The following is a 17,993-nucleotide window of genomic DNA, read 5'->3' as shown; positions in this document are numbered from 1 at the left end:
CGGTCGGCGCCGAGCGCGAAGAGCGCCGCGGCCAGCGGCGGGAACGCCATGAGGATGAGCAGGCCCGTGATGAGCGTGTTCCAGGTGAAGATCGGCATCCGGAACATCGTCATGCCGGGCGCGCGCATCGTCAGGATGGTGGTGATGAAGTTCACCGCGCCCAGGATGGTGCCGAAGCCGCCCATCGCCAGGCCGAACACCCACAGGTCGCCGCCGAGGCCCGGGGAGTTCACCGAGCTCGACAGCGGTGCGTAGGCGAACCAGCCGAAGGACGCCGCGCCCTGGGGGGTGAAGAAGCCGGCCGACGCGATGAGCCCGCCGAAGAGGTACAGCCAGAAGGCGAACATGTTGAGCCGCGGGAAGGCCACGTCCGGGGCGCCGATCTGCAGCGGCACGATGACGTTGGCGAACCCGGCGAACAGGGGCGTCGCGAAGAGCAGCAGCATGATCGTGCCGTGCATCGTGAAGAGCTGGTTGTACTGCTCGTTGCTCGTCACCACCTGGATGCCGGGCACGAAGAGCTCCGCGCGGATGACCAGCGCCATGAGCCCGCCGATGGCGAAGAACATGAACGAGGCGATGAGGTACATGTACCCGATCGTCTTGTGGTCGGTGGAGGTGATCCACCGGACCACGGCGTTGCCCTTCTGGCGCCGCGCGGGGGTCGCACCGAGGATCTGCGGGGCGTACGTGGCCATCAGCTGTCTCCGGAGGTGGTCGCGGTGGTGTCGACGGCGACGGACGACGGGTTGAGGTCCGGGCCGAGGCGACCCGTCTGGCCGGCCTCGCGCAGCAGCTCCATCTGCGCCTCGTACTCCTCGAGGGAGACGACGGCGACGTTGAAGAGCATCCCGGAGTGGAACTCGCCGCACAGCTCCGCGCACTTGCCGGCGTAGACGCCCTCGCGCTCGGGGACGATCTGGAAGACGTTGGTCTGCCCGGGGATCATGTCCATCTTGTAGAGGAACGCCGGCACCCAGAACGAGTGGATGACGTCGCGCGCCTCGAGGCGGATCTCGACCCGCTGGTCGACCGGCAGGTACAGCACGGGGAGCTTGTCCGGGTTGCCGGGGGCGCCCACGTCGATGACGTGCTGGCCCGAGGAGTAGACGTCCTCGTCGAGGTAGTTGAAGTCCCAGCTCCACCGCTTGCCGACGACCTCGATGGTGACGTCCGGCTCGGCCGTCGTGTCCTGGATCGCCGACATGTCGCGCGCCGTGTAGAAGTAGAGGACGCCGATCATGAGGATCGGCAGGATGACGTACATCACCTCGAGCGGCACGTGGTAGCGCAGCTGCACCGGCAGGGTGTCGTCGTCCTTGCGCTTGCGGTAGACGGCGACCGCCCACAGGATCAGGCCCCAGGTGATGACACCGACCACGAGGGCGGCGATCCACGACCCGGTCCACAAGGTCGTGATGCGCTCGGTCATGTTGGTGACCTGGCCGTCGTCGTAGCCCGGCAGGTAGCCGCGTCGGGCCTCCGCCGAGCAGCCGCTCGTCACCAGGGCCACGAGGACGCCGGCCGCCGCAAGGCGGGCGGTCCGGCGTCGGGGGTGCTGCGCGTCCACACGGGCCTCTCATGTCGTGCGCCCGTCCGGGCGGCCTCCTGGGCCGCCGGTCCGGGACCATCCACCGGGGCTGTCACCTGGGACCTTCGTCCCTGCGAGCAGCGTAGCGTGCGGCGGGGCGGACGGGGGGCCGAACCGCGTCGCGCGCGCCGCCCCGCGCCCCGTAGCGTGACCGGATGGACCCGTCCCGTGCCTACCTCGACGCCGGCGGCCGCGCGCCGCTGCACCCGGCCGGCCGCGACGCCTGGGTCGCGGCCCTCGCCGACGGCTGGGCGGACCCCCGCCGGCTGCACTCCGAGGGGCGCCGCGCGCGCCTGCTGCTCGACCAGGCGAGGGCCGAGATCGCTGCCGGGCTGGGCTGCCGCGTCGAGGAGCTGCACCTCACCGCGAACCACACGGTCAGCCTGCACCGCGCCGTCGCGGCGGTCACGCACGGGCGACGGCGCGTGGGCCGCGGGGTGGTCGTCACGGCCGTCGAGCGCGCGGCGGTGCTGGCCGCGGCGCGGGTCACCGACCCGGACCTCGACCCGGTCCCCGTGGACCGCACGGGCCGGGTCGACCTCGCGGCGTGGGCCGCTGCGGTCGCTGCGCCCGGCGTGACGCTCGCCGCGCTCCAGCACGCCAACGGCGAGGTCGGCACGCTCCAGCCGGTCGACGACGCGCACGCGGCCGCGCGCTCGGCCGGGGTGCCGCTGCTCGTCGACGCCGGGGCGAGCGTCGGCCACGTCAGCGTCGGGCCGCCCTGGGACCTGCTGGCCGCGGACCCGGGCGACTGGGGCGGACCGGCCGGGGTGGGCGTGCTGGCCGTGCGGGCCCGCGTCCGGGCCACCCCGACCGGACCGGAGGACGAGCAGCCGTGGGCCCCCGGCGGCGTGAGCGTGCCGGCGGCCGTCGGCGCAGCCGCGGCCCTCACGGCCGTGCTGGCGGACCGGCCGGCGGCCGACGTCCGGCGCCGCGCCCTGCTGGCCCGCGTGCGCGCCGCGGCGGCACTGGTCCCCGACGTCGAGGTGGTGGGCGACCCGGGCGCATCCCTGCCGCACGTGCTGACGTTCTCCTGCCTCTACGTCGACGGCGAGGCGCTGCTCGGCGAGCTCGACCGGCGCGGCTTCGCCGTCGGCTCCGGCTCGGCGTGCACGTCGGGATCGCTCGAGCCCAGCCACGTGCTGGCGGCGATGGGCGTGCTCACGCACGGCAACGTGCGCATCGCCCTGCCGCGCGAGGCGACCGACGCCGCCGTCGACGCGTTCTGCGCGGCGCTGCCGCAGGCCGTCGCGACCGTGCGGCGGCTGCTCGGGGTGACGGGGCTGTGAGCGAGGGACCCGGCGCGGGGGCCGAGGCGGCCGCAGGTGTGGCGCACGTCGTCGACGCGCGCGGGCTGCGCTGCCCGCTGCCGATCATCCGCCTGGCCGAGGTCAGCCGCGGGCTGCCCGCCGGGACGCTCGTCGCCGTGCGGTGGACGGACCCGGCGGCGCGCTACGACGTCCCCGCGTGGGCGCGGATGCGCGGGCACGCGGTGCTGGCGACCGAGCCGGAGGTGCTCGCCGGCCCCGGGATCGAGCAGGCCGACGACGGCGCCGGGCCGACCGACACCGCGTGGGTCACCACCGTCCGGCTCGCCTGAGCGCACGACACCCCGGCGCGCCAGGGGCGGACCGGGGTGCTGTGCGCCGTCCTCGCTGCCGGAGCAGCGGGACCGTGGATCAGGAGAACGAGCCCCCGCACGCGCACGCGCTGCCGGCGTTGGGGTTGTCGATGGTGAAGCCCTGCTTCTCGATGGTGTCGGCGAAGTCGATCGTCGCGCCGTCGAGGTAGGGCACGCTCATCCGGTCCACGACGACCTCGACGCCGTCGTAGTCCCGCAGCGCGTCGCCGTCGAGCACGCGCTCGTCGAAGTACAGCTGGTAGATGAGGCCGGAGCAGCCGCCGGGCTGGACGGCCACGCGCAGGCGCAGGTCGTCGCGGCCCTCCTGGGCCAGCAGGCTGCGCACCTTCTCGGCTGCGAAGTCGGTGAGCACGACGCCGTGGGTCGCGGTCTCGGTGGTCTCGGTCATGGTCGCTCCGCTGAGGTGCTCGGGATCATCGGGTGAGGATCGGTGCTCGGGACGTGCCGGGGCGGGTCCCTGCACGGGAGTCAACACCCGGCAGGACCCACCTCTTCCCGACCAGGGTACGTCCTCACCGGGACCAGGTCCTGGCCACCCGCTCCGCGCGCGCCGCCAGGGCGTCGACGAGCTCGGCATCGTCGGCCAGCGCGAGGGCCTCGACCTGCTCGGGACGCTCGGCCATGGCGTACGCGCCGGACACCCCGGCGGCGGACCACTCGCGCCGCCCGGCGACCACCTCGCGCGCGACGACGACCACCGGGACACCGTGCCCCAGCGCGCGCGCAGCCACCGTCGCGACCACCGAGTCGTGCAGCGTGTGCGGGTCGAGGGAGCCCACCGCTGTGAGCACGAGGTCCGCGTCGGCCACCCGCGCGTCGAGCCCCACGAGGTCCGCGACGACAGCGGCGCCGGGCCGCAGCACGCCGCCGAGCACCGCCAGCGCGAAGCCCAGCCCACCGCCCGCCCCCGACCCGTGCTCACCGGCCGCCGCCCGGACGGCCCCCGGGCCGAGGAGCGAGCCCAGCGCGTGCACCAGCGAGCCCGCCCCGCGCTCGAGCTCCTGGGCCGCGGCGTCGGAGGCGCCCAGCGCGGGCGCCAGGAGTGCCGAGGCGCCGTGCAGGCCGAGGAGGGGAACGTCGACGTCTGCGGCGACCTCGAGGCGCGTGCCGGCCCAGCGCTCGCGCAGGCCGGCCACCGCGGTGAGGTCCGCCGCCGTCACCTCGCCCAGCGCGGCGCCGCCCCGGCGCAGCGCGGGGGCCGTGAGCCCCAGGCCGGCCAGCAGGCCGGTCCCGGCGTCGTGCGTCGCGCACCCGCCGAGCCCGACGACGACGCGCCGCGGCGCCAGGTCGAGCGCCGCCGCGAGCAGCACCCCCAGGCCGCGGGACGACGTCGTGCCCGGGTCGCGCGGCGCGTCGAGCAGGTGGGTGCCCAGCGCCTGCGCCGCCTCGAGGACGATCGTCGGGCCCTCGCTCCCGTCGAGCACGAGCAGCGTCGCCGGGGTGGGCTCGCCCGTCGGACCGGGGACGGTGACCACCTCGACGCGCCCGCCGCAGGACGCCTGCACCGCAACGAGCAGACCCGGCCCGCCGTCACCCAGCGGGACCGGCAGGACCACGTCGTGCGGGGCGCCGCGGCGCCAGCCGAGCGCGAGGGCGTCCGCGGCCCGCGCCGCCGTGAGCCGGTCGACGACGTCCGGGACCACGAGGATGCGCACCGGGTCATCCTGCCCCAGTCGGCGGCCATGGCGACCGTCCGCCCCGGCTCGCGCTCCGGCCTCCCCGGGTGCCCGGACGGGCCGCTGTGGGAAGATCCGAGGATGACCACCCCGGCGACCTTCACCGAACCGGCCCCCTCCGGCGCGCTGCTGCTGCTCGGTCAGGGCGTGGACCTCGCGTCCGAGCGCGGCGTCGACTGCGTCGGCGCGCTGCCGGCCGCGAGCGACCCGGGCCTCGTCGAGCGGGCTCGCGTCGCGCGCGCCGCCCTCGGCGACCGCGCCTTCGTGCTCGGCCACCACTACCAGCGCGACGAGGTCATCGCCTTCGCCGACGTCACCGGCGACTCCTTCAAGCTCGCGCGCGAGGCCGCAGCCCGCCCCGAGGCCGAGTTCATCGTCTTCTGCGGCGTGCACTTCATGGCGGAGTCCGCCGACGTGCTCACGGGCGCCGACCAGGCCGTCGTGCTGCCCGACCTCGCGGCGGGCTGCTCGATGGCCGACATGGCGGCCATCGCGCAGGTCGAGGAGGCGTGGGACGTCCTCACCGACGCCGGCGTCGCCGGGCGCACCGTGCCCGTGACGTACATGAACTCCTCCGCGGCGATCAAGGCGTTCACCGGGCGGCACGGCGGGACGGTGTGCACGTCGTCGAACGCCCAGGTGGCGCTGCGCTGGGCCTTCGAGCGCACCGGCGGGGTCGCTGGCGACGGCAAGGTGCTCTTCATGCCCGACCAGCACCTGGGTCGCAACACGGCCGTCCAGCAGCTGGGCCTCGGCCTCGACGACTGCGTGGTCTACGACCCGCGCAAGCCCGGCGGCGGGCTGTCAGAGCGCCAGCTGGCCGACGCACGGATGATCCTGTGGCGCGGGCACTGCTCGGTGCACGGACGCTTCTCGGCAGCCAACGTCGCGGCGATCCGCGCGGCCGTGCCCGGGGTGACCGTGCTGGTGCACCCCGAGTGCACGCACGAGGTCGTCACCGCCGCCGACATGGTGGGCTCGACGGAGTACATCGTCCGGGCGCTCGACGCCGCGGAGCCCGGCTCGTCGTGGGCCATCGGCACCGAGCTCAACCTCGTGCGTCGGCTGGCCGCTGCGCACCCCGAGCTGACCGTGCACTACCTCGACGCGACGGTCTGCTTCTGCTCGACGATGAACCGGATCGACCTGCCGCACCTCGTGTGGGCGATGGAGTCCCTCGTCGAGGGCCGACTCGTCAACCGCGTGGTGGTCGACCCGGACGACGCGCACTGGGCGCGCGTCGCACTCGACCAGATGCTCGCGCTGCCGGGGATCTGAGCCTCATGAGCACCTGGAGCCCGGTGCGGGTGGGCATCCTCGTCTTCGACGACGCGGAGGAGCTCGACGTCGTCGGCCCGTACGAGGTGCTCACGGCATGGCGTGCGATGAGCGGGCTCCGCCCCGACGTCGTGACCTTCTCCCCCGACGGCGCCGGAGTGCGGCTGGCCAAGGGGCTGCGGCTGCTCCCGGACCTCGCCGCGGACGACGTGGGCCCGCTGCACGTGCTCGTCTACCCCGGCGGCCACGGCACGCGCCGCCTGCTCGCCGACCAGGACCACCTGGCGTGGGTGCGCGCGACACGGGCCAGCACGCAGCTCATGACGGCGGTCTGCACCGGCGCGCTGGTCTATGCCGCGGCCGGGCTGCTGGCCGGCCGCCCGGCCACGACGCACTGGTCCGCGTTCGACGAGCTGTCGGCAATCGACCCCAGCGTGCTCGCGGACACCGAGGCGCGGTTCGTCGACGACGGCGACGTCATCACCTCCGCCGGGGTCTCCGCGGGGATCGACATGGCCCTGCACCTCGTGGCGCGGCTCGAGTCCGTGGCGATGGCCCGGGCCGTGCGCCGCGAGATCCAGTACGACCCGGCTCCCCCGGTCTGATCCCCCGGGCCCGGTGCGCGGTCAGCCCGTGGCGAGCCGCGACAGCAGCAGAGCCTCGGCGAGGACCACGCGCTCCAGCTCGCCGAGGTGCACGGACTCGTTGGCGCTGTGCGCGCGCGAGTCCGGGTCCTCCACGCCCGTGACGAGGATCGCGGCGTCGGGGAACACGTCGAGCAGGTCGGCGATGAACGGGATGGATCCGCCCACGCCGATGTCCACCGGCTCGGTGCCCCACGCGTCGGCGAACGCCCGGCGCGCGACCCGCATCGCCGGCGTGTCCGTCGGCGCGGCGAACGCCTTGCCGAGCTCGCCGTCGGTCACGGTGACCCGCGCCCCGAACGGCGCGTTCCCCTCGAGATGGGCGCGCAGCGCGGCCGCGGCCTGCGCCGGGTCCTGCCCCGGGGCGATCCGCAGCGAGAGCTTGGCGCGCGCCCTGGCCGCGATGGTGTTGGACGCGTGCGCCACGGACGTCGCGTCGATGCCGATGACCGAGATCGCGGGCTTGGTCCACAGCCGGCCGCTGAGCGTCCCCGTGCCCGCGAGGCGCACGCCCGGCAGCACGGACGCGTCCGCGCGCAGGTCCGCCTCGTCGTAGTCGACCAGCGGCTCGGTGGCCCGGTGCAACCCGGCGACCGCCACCGTGCCGTCGTCGTCGTGCAGGGTGGCGATGAGCCGCGCGAGGAGGGTGGGCGCGTCGAGGATCGGGCCGCCGAACATGCCGGAGTGCACGTCGTGCTCCAGGACGGCGACCTCCACCTCGCAGTCGACCAGCCCGCGCAGGCTCGTGGTCAGCGCGGGGACGCCCACACGCCAGTTGAGCGAGTCGGCAACGACGATGACGTCGGCCGCGAGCGCGTCGCGGTGCTCGGTGAGGAAGGCGACGAAGGCGGGCGAGCCGACCTCCTCCTCGCCCTCGACGAAGACGGTCACCGACACGGCGAGGTCGCCGCCCAGCGCCCGCAGGGCCCCGACGTGCGCGACGATGCCGGCCTTGTCGTCCGCCGCGCCGCGCCCGTAGAGCCGCCCGCCGCGCTCGGTGGGCTCGAACGGCTCGGTGTCCCACTCCTCGCGCGGCCCGGTGGGCTGGACGTCGTGGTGGGCGTAGAGCAGCACCGTGGGCGCGCCCTGCGGCCCCGGCAGGTGCCCGACGACGGCCGGCCGGCTCGCCAGGCCGTCCGGGCGCCGGGCGGTGAGCACCCGGGCGTCCGCCAGGCCCGCGCCGCGCAGCAGCGCCGCGACGGCCTCGGCGCTGTCCTGGACGTGCGCCTGGTCGAAGGCGGGGCTGGAGACGCCGGGGATCCGCACGAGCGCCTCGAGATCGGCCCGCAGGTCCCCGAAGCCGGCGGCGACCCGCGCGCGGAGCACCTCGACGGTGGGCGGCGACCCGGGCGTCGCGGCGGGTCCTGGGGTGCTCGGGGCGGGGGGCGCTGCGGCGTCGGTCACGGGACACGAGGCTACCTCCGGGCTCGACTACCCTGGTCCCGTGTTCTCCCGCAACCGGCCGTCCGCCGCACCCGCCGATCCGACCCCCAGCGCGCCGACACCCGGCGAGCACGGTGTCGGCAAGGGGCACCGGACGCCCACGCGCAAGGAGGCCGAGGCCGCCCGGCGCCACCCCCTGGTGCCCACCGACCGCAAGGCGGCGGCCAAGGCGGAGAGGGCCGCGGCCCGCGAGACGCGGGACCGCGAGTATCAGGCGATGCAGACCGGGGACGAGCGCTACCTGCCCCTGCGCGACAAGGGCCCGCTGCGCCGGTACGTCCGCGACCACGTCGATGCACGGCACAACCTCGGCGAGTACTTCCTGCCGGTCTCGATCGTCATGGTCGTCGCCGTGATGCTCTCGGGCAACAACGTCACCGCCGGCCTCGTGGTCATCCTCGTCCTCTACATCGCCGTCGCGGCGACGATCGTCGACGCCGTGATCCTGGCCCGCGGCCTGCGCCGCAGGCTGCACGCGAAGTTCGGCGTCGGCGGCGTGCCCAAGGGCACCCTCATGTACGGCGTTCTGCGGGCGTTCCAGCTGCGCCGCATGCGGCTGCCGAAGCCCCAGGTGGGCCGGGGTCAGTACCCCTCCTGAGTCGCCGCCCCACCCGGGCGCGCACCTCCGGGGCGACGCCGTCCGGCGCGCCGTCGGGCGGCCGTAGGCTCGGGGCATGGAGCATCGACACCTCGGCAGCAGCGGTCTGAAGATCTCGGAGATCGCGTACGGCAACTGGCTCACCCACGGCTCGCAGCTGGAGAACGAGGCCGCGACGGCCTGCGTGCACGCCGCCCTCGACGCCGGGATCACCACGTTCGACACGGCGGACGTCTACGCCAACACGGCCGCGGAGACGGTGCTCGGCGAGGCCCTGCGCGGCCAGCGCCGCGAGTCGCTGGAGATCTTCACCAAGGTCTACTGGCCCACCGGGCCCGGCGGCCCCAACGACGTCGGGCTGTCCCGCAAGCACATCATGGAGTCGGTGCACGCGTCCCTGCGACGCCTGGGCACGGAGTACGTCGACCTCTACCAGGCGCACCGGTTCGACACCGAGACCCCGCTCGAGGAGACCATTCAGGCCTTCGCCGACGTCGTGCGCCAGGGCAAGGCGCTCTACATCGGCGTCTCGGAGTGGACGGCGGACCAGATCCGCGCCGGTCAGGCGCTGGCCCGCCCGCTCGGCATCCCGCTGGTGTCCAACCAGCCCCAGTACTCCATGCTCTGGCGGGTCATCGAGGGCGAGGTCGTCCCCACCTCGCGCGAGCTGGGCCTGTCGCAGATCGTGTGGTCCCCGGTCGCGCAGGGCGTGCTGACCGGCAAGTACCTGCCCGGCCAGGCCGCGCCGGCCGGGTCACGCGCCACCGACGACAAGGGCGGCGCGCGCATGATCGGTCGCTGGATGCGCGACGACGTGCTCGCCGCGGTCCAGGGTCTGGTGCCGATCGCGGCGGAGCTCGACCTGACGATGGCCCAGCTGGCCGTCGCCTGGGTGCTGCAGAACGACAACGTCGCCGCGGCGATCATCGGCGCCTCGCGGCCGGAGCAGGTGGCCGAGAACGTCGCGGCCGCCGGGGTGAGCATCCCCGCGGAGCTCATGACCCGGATCGACTCGGTGCTCGGCCAGGTGGCCGAGACCGACCCGGCCCGCACCGCTCAGGACGCCCCGGCACGCCGCCCGGCCTGAGCCGCGGCGACGGGGTCGGCGGCCACCACCGCCGGCCCCGCGGAGCCCGGCTCCCGCGCGGGGCGCCCGCCCCACGGGCCGCGCGACGACGGCGCCGGCAGCGCGTACCGGGGCAGCAGCGCGTGCGCCAGCGGGCCGATGGCCAGCGCGTAGCCGAGCGTCGCCCAGCCGAGCGTCCCGCCCAGCGCCCAGCCGGCGAGGACCACCGTCGCCTCGATGCCGGAGCGGACCACGCGCACCGACCAGCCGGTCCGGCCGACCAGCCCGGTCATGAGCCCGTCGCGGGGGCCCGGGCCGAGGCGCGCACCGATGTAGAGCGCGGTGGCCAGGCCGTTGAGCCCGATCCCCGCCACGACCAGAGCGAGCGCCCCCGTCAGGGGCAGCGGGTCGGCGAGCAGGTCGAGCAGCGCGAGGCACGGGTCCACCAGCAGGCCGATGACGAGCACGTTGGCCACCGTCCCCGGGCCCGGCCGCTGGCGCAGGGGCACCCACGCGGCGAGGACGAGCACGGAGAGCGCGAGGGTGACCGTGCCGAAGGACCAGCCGACCTGCCGCGAGATCCCCTGGCTCAGCACGTCCCACGGCATGTTGCCCAGCCCGGAGCGCACCAGCAGGGCGATGGACACCGAGTACAGGACGAGACCGGCCACCAGCTGGCCACCGCGGCGCGCACCGGACACGCGTGCCGTGCCGCCGAGGAGCGCCGTGGCGGCGCCCGGCAGGGACGCGGGCACGGGTGGGGTCACGCGGCTCACCGTAGGTCCTCCAGCCGGGTCCCGGCGTGCCACGGCTCGTGGCTGCGCGGGCCGGGACGCCGGCCCAGCCCGTCGGCGCGGATGCGCCGCACCACGACGATCACGAGCCAGACGAGGGCGGCGAGGGCGGCGAGTGCGGCGAGGTCCAGCGACATGATGGCCACTCTGGTGCCATGTGGCCTTGTTCTCTATAGCCACTTTGGACATAGTGGACCCATGTCGATCGCCGAGGTGCCAGCGGAGCGCCGGATCGGAGCCGCGGCCCTCGCCCGCCTGCTCGGCAGCCCGCCACCCGCCGGCCCCGCCTACCTGGCACTGGCCGACGGCCTGCGGCGCTGCGTGCTCGACGGCACGCTGCCCCTGAGCACCCGGCTGCCGAGCGAGCGCGAGCTGGCGCTGGCGCTGGCGGTCTCGCGCACCACGACGGCCGCCGCGATGGAGCGCCTGCGCGAGCAGGGCTTCGTCCGGACGCGCCGCGGATCGGGCAGCGTGACCACCCTGCCCGACGGCCCACGCCCGCCCAGCGGGGCCGTGCTGCTCGGCGGGACGGACACGGGCGCGACGGACCAGACGGCCGACCTGACCATGGCTGCGCCCCCCGCACCGCGCGCACTGCACGGGGCAGCGCTGCGCGCACTGGACCGGCTCCCCCGGCACCTGGCGGGGACCGGCTACGCGCACCTGGGCCTGCCCGAGCTGCGAGCCCTGCTCGCCGAGCGCTACACGCGCCGCGGCACACCCACCTCGCCGGACGAGATCCTCGTCACCACGGGTGCGCAGCAGGCGATCGCGCTGCTCACCGCGACGCTGCTCGGCCCGGGCGACCGCGCCGTCGTCGAGCACCCCGCCTACCCGCACGCGATCTCGGCCGTCCGGGCCACCGGCGCGCGCCCGGTGCCGGTGCCCGTCGGGCCGCACGGGGTGGACCTCGACCTGCTCGAGTCCACCATGCGGCAGGTCGGTCCGCGCCTGGTCCACCTCACGCCGGACCACCACAACCCCACGGGCTCGAGCCTCGACGACGCGGGCAGGGCCAGGGTCCGCGCCCTGGCCACGCGGTACCGCACCGTCGTGGTCGGGGACGAGACCCTGACGGACCTCACCCTCGACGGGCCGGCCCTGACGAGCTTCAGCGGCGCGAGCCCGGGCCGGCACGTCGTGGCGCTCGGCTCGGCGTCGAAGTCGTTCTGGGGCGGCCTCCGGGTGGGCTGGGTGCGGGCCGACCGGGACCTGGTCACGCGGCTGGCCCAGGAGCGCGTGCACCACGACATGAGCACGGGGGTGCTCGACCAGCTCGTCACGTGCGAGCTGCTCCTCGCGGCAGACGACGTCCTCGCCGAGCGGCGCGCGCAGGTGCGACACCAGCGCGACGTCCTGCTCGCGGCGGTGGCGCGGCACCTGCCGTCGTGGCGGGTCGACCGGCCGGACGGCGGCCTGTCCGCCTGGGCCGACCTCGGTGCGCCCGTCTCCAGCGCGCTCGCCGCGATCGCGCCGCACCACGGCGTGCGGATCGTGCCGGGCCCCGTGTTCGGGGTGGACGGCTCGTTCGAGAACCGGCTGCGGCTGCCGTTCAGCCAGCCGCCGGACGTCCTCGAGCGGGGCGTCGTGGCCCTCGCCGAGGCCTGGCGGGCGCTCGGCGTGCCGGGATCGGCGGCGAACGCCGAGCCGACGGACCTGCGCGGCGCGATGGTCTGACCCGACCCTGGGGTCGGTCAGCCCCGGCGCAGCGGGAGGGGCGCGCCCACCGGGTCGCCCTGCGCGGTGAGCAGCACGGCCCGCACGCCCTGCTCGGCCAGGTGGCGCCAGTGCTCCCCCAACCAGGCCTCGGCGTCGAAGCGCGTCGTGAAGACCGGGCTCAGCGGGCGGTCGAGCACCACGTCGCCCTCGCCGGTGAAGGTCCACTCCCAGTGCGCGCGGCTCATCGCGCAGCCCCCGTGCGGTCGGCCGCGAGCGCGCGGTTGATCCGCGACGCCCAGAACGGGCCCTCGTAGATGAAGCCGGTCCAGCCCTGCACCACGTCGGCGCCCGCCGCGAGGTAGGCGCGCGCGTCGTCTGCCGTCGTGACGCCGCCCACGCCCATGATCGTCGGACCGTCGCCCAGCCGGGCGCGGAGCCTGCGCACGACGGCGAGCCCGCGGGCGAGCAGCGGCGGTCCGGACAGGCCACCCGGGCCGAGGTCGTGCGCGATGGTCGTGTTGACCGCCACCACGCCGTCGAGGCCGAGCTCGAGCACCAGGTCGGCGACGGCGTCGACGTCCTCGTCCGCGAGGTCGGGGGCGATCTTGACGAGCAGCGGGACCGAGCCCGGCGCCGTGACGGCGTCGGCGCCCTCGCGCGCCGCCACGAGGACGGGCCGCAGCTGGTCGGTGGACTGCAGGTCGCGCAGGCCCGGGGTGTTGGGGGACGAGACGTTGACGACGAGGTAGTCGGCCCACGGCGCGGTGAGCCGGGCGCACGTCGCGTAGTCCGCCGGGGCATCCTGGGCGGAGGTGACCTTGTTCTTGCCGATGTTGACGCCGACGACGAACCCGCGACCGGCCGGCGTGGCGCGCAGCCGCCGCAGCCGGTCGCCGAGCGCGGCGGCACCCTCGTTGTTGAAGCCCATCCGGTTGCGCAGCGCACGCTGGTCGACCTCACGGAACGACCGGGGCCTGTCGTTGCCCGGCTGGGCCGCCGGCGTGACCGTGCCGACCTCGACGAACGCGAACCCGAGCATCGTCAGTCCCCGGACCCCCACCCCGTCCTTGTCGAAGCCGGCGGCGAGGCCGAACGCCCCCGGGAACGTGCGGCCGAGCACCGCGACGGGGGGTCCGGACGCCGCGAGGCTGCGACGCAGCAGCGGCTCGAGCAGCGGTGTGGCGGCGGCGAAGCGGATCGCCCGGAAGGCCAGGTGGTGGGCGACCTCGGGGTCCAGGCGGCGCAGGACGTGGGTGAACAGCGCGGAGTACACGACGGCAACCTACCGGCGGGCGGTCCGCGCCGTCGGGCGCGTCCGCGCGAGCCAGGTCAGCCCGAGCACCGGCAGCACCAGCGGGACGTACCCGTACCCCGCACCGAAGCCGGACCAGACGGTCGCCTCGGGGAACAGGTCCGGCCGGACCAGCGACAGCGCCCCGACCGCCAGCACACCGACGGCCTCGAGCGAGACCGCGGCCCAGGCGACAGCACGCCAGCGCCCGGTGCCGCGCGCGAGCGCGACGGTCGCGACCACGTAGACCAGGGCTGCCAGGCCGGAGAGCAGGTAGGCGAGCGGCGCGGCCGACAGGTCACGGCCGATCTGCACCGCCGAGCGCGCGGTCGCGGCCACCCCGAGGACGGCGTAGACGAGGATCAGCACCCGGCCGGGGCCGGTCGCGGTCGACCGTGCCACGGGGGCCACGGGGGCCACGGGGTCCACGGGGTCCACGGGGGCCACCGGCACGCTCACCCACCCGCCCACACGACGAGCATCCGGTACTCGAGGAAGGCGACCGTGAGCGCGGCCACCGCGAGCACCACGGAGCTCCACCGCGTGCGCTCGGCGAACGCCCACGCCGCGGCGCCGGGCAGCACGAGCAGCGCGGTCATGAGGTATCCCCAGAAGGTCGCGGGGTCGGCCGGTCCGGAGCCGCGCAGCGAACGGGCGGCCGCCTCGACCACCTGGACGAGGAGCAGCCCCTCGACGACGCCCGCAGCCAGCAGCTGGCGCAGCACCACCGGCCGGTCGCGCGCGGCACGGACGGTCGCCCACACCGCGACCACGGCGGTCGCGAGGACGACGGCGAGCGCCAGGGGGGTCCACACGCGGGTCAGGATACGGGCGGACGAAGGTCCCCGCCGACCCCGTCTAGCATCGACGGGTGCCCACCGTGAACCTCACCGCCACCGCTCCAGCCCAGCTCGCCGTCGACGTCCTCGTCGTGGCCGTCGCGTCGACCCCGAGCGGTGCGCCCGCCGTCGTCGGGGACGCGCTGCCCGCCGCGCTGCGGGACGTCGTGACCGCCGGCGCCGTGGCCCTGGGCATCACCGGGGCGCTCGACACGGTGCACCGGCTGCCCTCGAGCGGGCACCTCGTCGCACCCGTCCTGGCCCTCGTGGGCGTCGGGGAGCTCGACCGGGGCCGCACGCCGTCGGGCGAGGCCCTGCGCCGGGCCGCCGGCACCGCCGCCCGGCAGCTGACGGGTGTGCGCTCCGTCGGCCTCGCCCTGCCGGCCGACGACGTCGCCTCGGTCGCAGCCGTCGCCGAGGGCGCGCTGCTCGGCGCCTACGCCTTCACGCGCTACCGCGAGGCCACACCCGCGACGCGGCCCGCCGAGGTCTTCGAGGTCGCCGGTCCGCTCGCCGCCGACGCCGACGCACGCCGGGCCGTCGAGCGCGCGGCCGTCGTCGCCCGTGCCGTGCGCGCCACGCGGGACCTCGTCAACACGAGCCCGCTCGACCTGTTCCCCGCGGCGTTCGCCGACATCGCCAGGGCCGAGGCCAAGGGCACCAAGGTCAAGGTCACCGTGCTCGACGAGAAGGAGCTCGCCGCCGGCGGCTACGGCGGCCTCGTCGCCGTCGGCCAGGGCTCGTCGCGCCCGCCGCGCCTCGTCAAGGTGGTCTGGTCCCCCGCGAAGGCGACCCGGTCCGTCGCCCTCGTGGGCAAGGGCATCACGTTCGACTCCGGCGGCCTGTCGATCAAGCCGGCCAAGGGCATGGAGGCGATGAAGTCGGACATGGCCGGCGCCGCGGCCGTGCTGCACACCGTCCTCGCCGCCGCGGCCCTCCAGCTGCCCGTTGCCGTGACCGGCTGGCTGTGCCTGGCCGAGAACATGCCGTCCGGCACCGCGCAGCGCCCCTCCGACGTCATCACCCAGCGTGGCGGCACCACCGTCGAGGTGCTCAACACCGATGCCGAGGGCCGGCTCGTCCTGGCCGACGGCCTCGTCGCCGCGTGCGAGGAGAAGCCCGACGTCGTCATCGACATCGCCACCCTCACCGGGGCCCAGATCGTGGCGCTCGGCACGCGCGTGTCCGGCGTCATGGGCACCGACGACGCGCGGGCGCAGGTCGTGGCCGCCGCCGAGACGTCGGGCGAGCTGTTCTGGCCGATGCCGCTGCCGACCGAGCTGCGGGCGACGCTGAAGTCCGCCGTCGCGGACCTCGCGAACATCGGCGACCGGTTCGGCGGGATGCTCACCGCGGGAGTCTTCCTGCGCGAGTTCGTGGGGTCCACGCCGTGGGCGCACCTCGACATCGCCGGGCCGTCGTTCAACGAGGGCACGGCGCACGACTACACGCCGGTGGGCGGGACGGGCGTCGGCGTGCGGACGCTGCTGGCGCTGCTCGAGAGCTGACGCGGCTCGCCGCGGAAACCCGTGCCCGCTCAGCGCGAGCGGGGCCGCTGCCTGGCGTTCCAGTCCCGCATGCGCTGCGGGTAGCCGGTGAGCTGCACGTCGTAGACGGGGATCGCCAGGTCGCGCGCGATCGAGCGGGCCGCGGCGGCGTCCGGCACCCTGCGGCGCGTCCACTCGCCGGTGGTCGCGATGAGCACCACGGTGGTCTGGGTGACGTGCGTGACGGGCTCGATGTACGCCTCGACGCCCACACGGGTGCGGACGAAGTCCGCCAGGTGCGCGACGGTCGCCTTCTGGGCGCCGCGCGACGACCCGTCGTCATCCGCCGTGCGCCGACCGCGGCCGAACCATCTCATGGCGTCACCCTACGGTCCCCGGCCCCGGCCCCGCGGTGGTCCCGGTTCACGCCCCGCGTCCGGGGATGACAAGATGACGGCAGAGTCCGACCACCGCCCGTCCGAGGGGAGCCCGATCGTGCCCGACCGTCCTGACGTCTTCGACATCGTCGTCCTGGGCGGAGGGAGCGGCGGGTACGCCACCGCCCTGCGCGCCACCGAGCTGGGGCTGACCGTCGCCCTCATCGAGGCCGGGAAGCTCGGCGGCACGTGCCTGCACAACGGGTGCATCCCCACCAAGGCGCTGCTGCACGCCGCCGAGGTGGCCGACTCGGCCCGTGAGTCCGAGAGGTACGGCGTGCGCGCCACGCTCGAGGGCATCGACATGGCCGGGGTCAACGCCTACAAGGACGGCGTCGTCGGGCGGCTCTACAAGGGCCTGCAGGGCCTGGTCAAGGCGCACGGCATCACCTTCGTCGAGGGCTGGGGCCGTCTGGTCTCGACCGACACCGTCGAGGTGAACGGCGAGCGGTACACCGGCCGCCACGTGGTCCTGGCCACCGGCTCGTACTCGCGCTCGCTTCCCGGCCTGGAGATCGGCGGTCGGGTGATGACGTCCGACCAGGCCCTCACCCTCGGGCACGTGCCCGCGTCGGTGGTGATCCTCGGCGGCGGCGTCATCGGCTGCGAGTTCGCCAGCGTGTGGACCTCCTTCGGCACCAAGGTCACCATCGTCGAGGCGCTGCCGAGCCTGGTCCCGAACGAGGACCCGGCCATCAGCAAGGCCTTCGAGCGCGCCTACCGCAAGCGTGGGATCGCCTTCTCCACCGGCGTGCGCTTCCAGGGCGTCACGCAGGACGACTCCGGCGTGCACGTCACGCTCGAGGACGGCACCACGTACGACGCGGAGCTGCTGCTCGTCGCCGTCGGGCGCGGCCCGCGCACGGCGGACCTCGGCTTCGACGAGCAGGGCGTGCCGATGGACCGCGGGTTCGTGCTCACCGACGAGCGGCTGCACACCGGTGTGGCGAACATCCACGCCGTCGGCGACATCGTGCCCGGCCTGCAGCTGGCGCACCGCGGCTTCGCGCAGGGCATCTTCGTCGCGGAGGAGATCGCCGGCCTCGCGCCGCAGGCGATCGTCGAGTCCGGCATCCCGCGCGTCACCTACTCCGAGCCGGAGATCGCCTCGGTGGGCCTCACCGAGGCCAAGGCCAAGGAGACCTACGGCGACGACGCCGTGGTGGCCCTCGAGTACAACCTCGGCGGCAACGGCAAGAGCCAGATCCTCGGCACGGCCGGCTTCATCAAGCTGGTCCGCAAGGTCGACGGCCCCGTGGTCGGCGTCCACATGATCGGCGCCCGGGTCGGCGAGCTCATCGCCGAGGGCCAGCTCATCGTCGGGTGGGAGGCCTACCCGGAGGACGTCGCGGCCCTGGTGCACGCGCACCCGACGCAGAACGAAGCACTCGGCGAGGCCTTCCTGGCCCTCGCCGGCAAGCCCCTGCACGCCCACAACTGACCCCCATCGAAGGAGACGCGAGGTCATGTCTGACTCCGTGCTGATGCCCGCTCTCGGCGAGAGCGTGACCGAGGGCACCGTGACCCGCTGGCTCAAGGCCGTCGGTG

Annotated in this window: 21 protein-coding genes; 9 read left to right on the top strand and 12 right to left on the bottom strand. The window is 75.2% G+C overall.

Annotation, left to right across the window (positions count from 1 at the left end):
- Both PKY62_RS05950 and ctaC read right to left on the bottom strand, forming a co-directional pair.
- Window positions 1-698 (bottom strand): cytochrome c oxidase subunit I (locus PKY62_RS05950; RefSeq protein ID WP_324535788.1); only part of this gene is annotated, 698 nt, incomplete at its 3' end.
- Window positions 698-1,570, bottom strand: a complete 873-nt coding sequence (ctaC, locus tag PKY62_RS05945) for an aa3-type cytochrome oxidase subunit II (protein ID WP_324535787.1) — start codon at window positions 1,568-1,570, stop codon at window positions 698-700. The genes PKY62_RS05950 and ctaC, both read right to left, overlap by 1 nt.
- 176 nt (window positions 1,571-1,746) lie before the next feature.
- On the opposite strand from ctaC, the gene PKY62_RS05940 reads away from it, so the two are divergent.
- Window positions 1,747-2,880, top strand: coding sequence for a cysteine desulfurase family protein (locus PKY62_RS05940; RefSeq protein ID WP_324535786.1), 1,134 nt, complete (start codon window positions 1,747-1,749; stop codon window positions 2,878-2,880).
- Window positions 2,877-3,191: a sulfurtransferase TusA family protein gene (locus PKY62_RS05935; RefSeq protein WP_324535785.1), complete on the top strand. Its 315-nt coding sequence runs from the start codon at window positions 2,877-2,879 to the stop codon at window positions 3,189-3,191. The genes PKY62_RS05940 and PKY62_RS05935 overlap by 4 nt, the downstream gene beginning before the upstream one ends.
- 79 nt (window positions 3,192-3,270) lie before the next feature.
- Here the strand turns inward: PKY62_RS05935 and erpA are convergent, their stop codons facing one another.
- Window positions 3,271-3,621 carry an iron-sulfur cluster insertion protein ErpA gene (erpA, locus tag PKY62_RS05930; protein ID WP_324535784.1) on the bottom strand — a complete coding sequence of 117 codons (351 nt, stop codon included), beginning with the start codon at window positions 3,619-3,621 and terminating at the stop codon, window positions 3,271-3,273.
- Window positions 3,622-3,745: 124 nt separating this feature from the next.
- On the bottom strand, window positions 3,746-4,888 hold the full coding sequence (locus tag PKY62_RS05925) for a glycerate kinase (RefSeq protein ID WP_324535783.1): 1,143 nt from the start codon (window positions 4,886-4,888) through the stop codon (window positions 3,746-3,748).
- Window positions 4,889-4,990: 102 nt separating this feature from the next.
- On the opposite strand from PKY62_RS05925, the gene nadA reads away from it, so the two are divergent.
- Window positions 4,991-6,187: a quinolinate synthase NadA gene (gene nadA / locus PKY62_RS05920; protein WP_324535782.1), complete on the top strand. Its 1,197-nt coding sequence runs from the start codon at window positions 4,991-4,993 to the stop codon at window positions 6,185-6,187.
- Window positions 6,188-6,192: 5 nt separating this feature from the next.
- Window positions 6,193-6,792: a DJ-1/PfpI family protein gene (locus PKY62_RS05915; protein ID WP_324535781.1), complete on the top strand. Its 600-nt coding sequence runs from the start codon at window positions 6,193-6,195 to the stop codon at window positions 6,790-6,792.
- 21 nt (window positions 6,793-6,813) lie between these two features.
- Here the strand turns inward: PKY62_RS05915 and PKY62_RS05910 are convergent, their stop codons facing one another.
- Window positions 6,814-8,157: a dipeptidase gene (locus PKY62_RS05910; RefSeq protein ID WP_324535790.1), complete on the bottom strand. Its 1,344-nt coding sequence runs from the start codon at window positions 8,155-8,157 to the stop codon at window positions 6,814-6,816.
- A gap of 118 nt (window positions 8,158-8,275) precedes the next feature.
- Here PKY62_RS05910 and PKY62_RS05905 point away from each other — a divergent pair, with 118 nt between their 5' ends.
- Both PKY62_RS05905 and PKY62_RS05900 read left to right on the top strand, forming a co-directional pair.
- Window positions 8,276-8,872, top strand: coding sequence for a DUF3043 domain-containing protein (locus PKY62_RS05905; protein WP_324535780.1), 597 nt, complete (start codon window positions 8,276-8,278; stop codon window positions 8,870-8,872).
- A 76-nt stretch (window positions 8,873-8,948) separates the two neighbouring features.
- Window positions 8,949-9,959 (top strand): aldo/keto reductase family protein, encoded by a 1,011-nt coding sequence (locus tag PKY62_RS05900; RefSeq protein ID WP_324535779.1) that lies wholly within the window; start codon window positions 8,949-8,951, stop codon window positions 9,957-9,959.
- Here the strand turns inward: PKY62_RS05900 and yczE are convergent.
- On the bottom strand, window positions 9,929-10,705 hold the full coding sequence (gene yczE, locus PKY62_RS05895; RefSeq protein ID WP_324535778.1) for a membrane protein YczE: 777 nt from the start codon (window positions 10,703-10,705) through the stop codon (window positions 9,929-9,931). The two genes, PKY62_RS05900 and yczE, sit on opposite strands and share 31 nt — an antisense overlap.
- A 5-nt stretch (window positions 10,706-10,710) precedes the next feature.
- A complete protein-coding gene (locus tag PKY62_RS05890; protein ID WP_324535777.1) occupies window positions 10,711-10,869 on the bottom strand; it encodes a hypothetical protein in 159 nt (52 codons plus the stop codon).
- Between the two features lie 61 nt (window positions 10,870-10,930).
- Between PKY62_RS05890 and yczR the strand changes: the two genes are divergently transcribed.
- Entirely contained in the window at window positions 10,931-12,409 is a 1,479-nt protein-coding gene (gene yczR / locus PKY62_RS05885) for a MocR-like transcription factor YczR (RefSeq protein ID WP_324535776.1), read from the top strand.
- Window positions 12,410-12,426: 17 nt separating this feature from the next.
- Here yczR and PKY62_RS05880 read toward each other — a convergent pair whose 3' ends face one another.
- Genes PKY62_RS05880 through PKY62_RS05865 form a run of 4 tightly spaced genes read right to left on the bottom strand, consistent with a single transcriptional unit; the run spans window position 12,427 to window position 14,497 of the window.
- A complete protein-coding gene (locus PKY62_RS05880; RefSeq protein WP_324535775.1) occupies window positions 12,427-12,636 on the bottom strand; it encodes a hypothetical protein in 210 nt (69 codons plus the stop codon).
- On the bottom strand, window positions 12,633-13,664 hold the full coding sequence (locus PKY62_RS05875; RefSeq protein ID WP_324535774.1) for a quinone-dependent dihydroorotate dehydrogenase: 1,032 nt from the start codon (window positions 13,662-13,664) through the stop codon (window positions 12,633-12,635). Before PKY62_RS05875 ends, PKY62_RS05880 begins: the two co-directional genes overlap by 4 nt.
- A 9-nt stretch (window positions 13,665-13,673) precedes the next feature.
- Window positions 13,674-14,135: a hypothetical protein gene (locus PKY62_RS05870; protein ID WP_502875798.1), complete on the bottom strand. Its 462-nt coding sequence runs from the start codon at window positions 14,133-14,135 to the stop codon at window positions 13,674-13,676.
- 2 nt (window positions 14,136-14,137) lie between these two features.
- On the bottom strand, window positions 14,138-14,497 hold the full coding sequence (locus PKY62_RS05865; RefSeq protein WP_324535773.1) for a hypothetical protein: 360 nt from the start codon (window positions 14,495-14,497) through the stop codon (window positions 14,138-14,140).
- 56 nt (window positions 14,498-14,553) lie between these two features.
- Here PKY62_RS05865 and PKY62_RS05860 point away from each other — a divergent pair, with 56 nt between their 5' ends.
- Window positions 14,554-16,029, top strand: coding sequence for a leucyl aminopeptidase (locus PKY62_RS05860; RefSeq protein ID WP_324535772.1), 1,476 nt, complete (start codon window positions 14,554-14,556; stop codon window positions 16,027-16,029).
- A gap of 29 nt (window positions 16,030-16,058) precedes the next feature.
- On the opposite strand, the gene PKY62_RS05855 is transcribed toward PKY62_RS05860, so the two are convergent.
- A complete protein-coding gene (locus tag PKY62_RS05855) occupies window positions 16,059-16,385 on the bottom strand; it encodes an oxidoreductase (RefSeq protein ID WP_324535771.1) in 327 nt (108 codons plus the stop codon).
- 73 nt (window positions 16,386-16,458) lie between these two features.
- On the opposite strand from PKY62_RS05855, the gene lpdA reads away from it, so the two are divergent.
- A complete protein-coding gene (gene lpdA / locus PKY62_RS05850; protein WP_324535770.1) occupies window positions 16,459-17,886 on the top strand; it encodes a dihydrolipoyl dehydrogenase in 1,428 nt (475 codons plus the stop codon).
- The last annotated feature ends 107 nt before the right edge of the window (window positions 17,887-17,993 follow it).

The sequence above is a fragment of the Actinotalea sp. genome (assembly GCF_035443605.1).
Taxonomy (GTDB): domain Bacteria; phylum Actinomycetota; class Actinomycetes; order Actinomycetales; family Cellulomonadaceae; genus Actinotalea.
The sequence above is the reverse complement of the archived record's forward strand: the minus strand, read 5'-3'. Positions and strand labels throughout refer to the sequence as shown.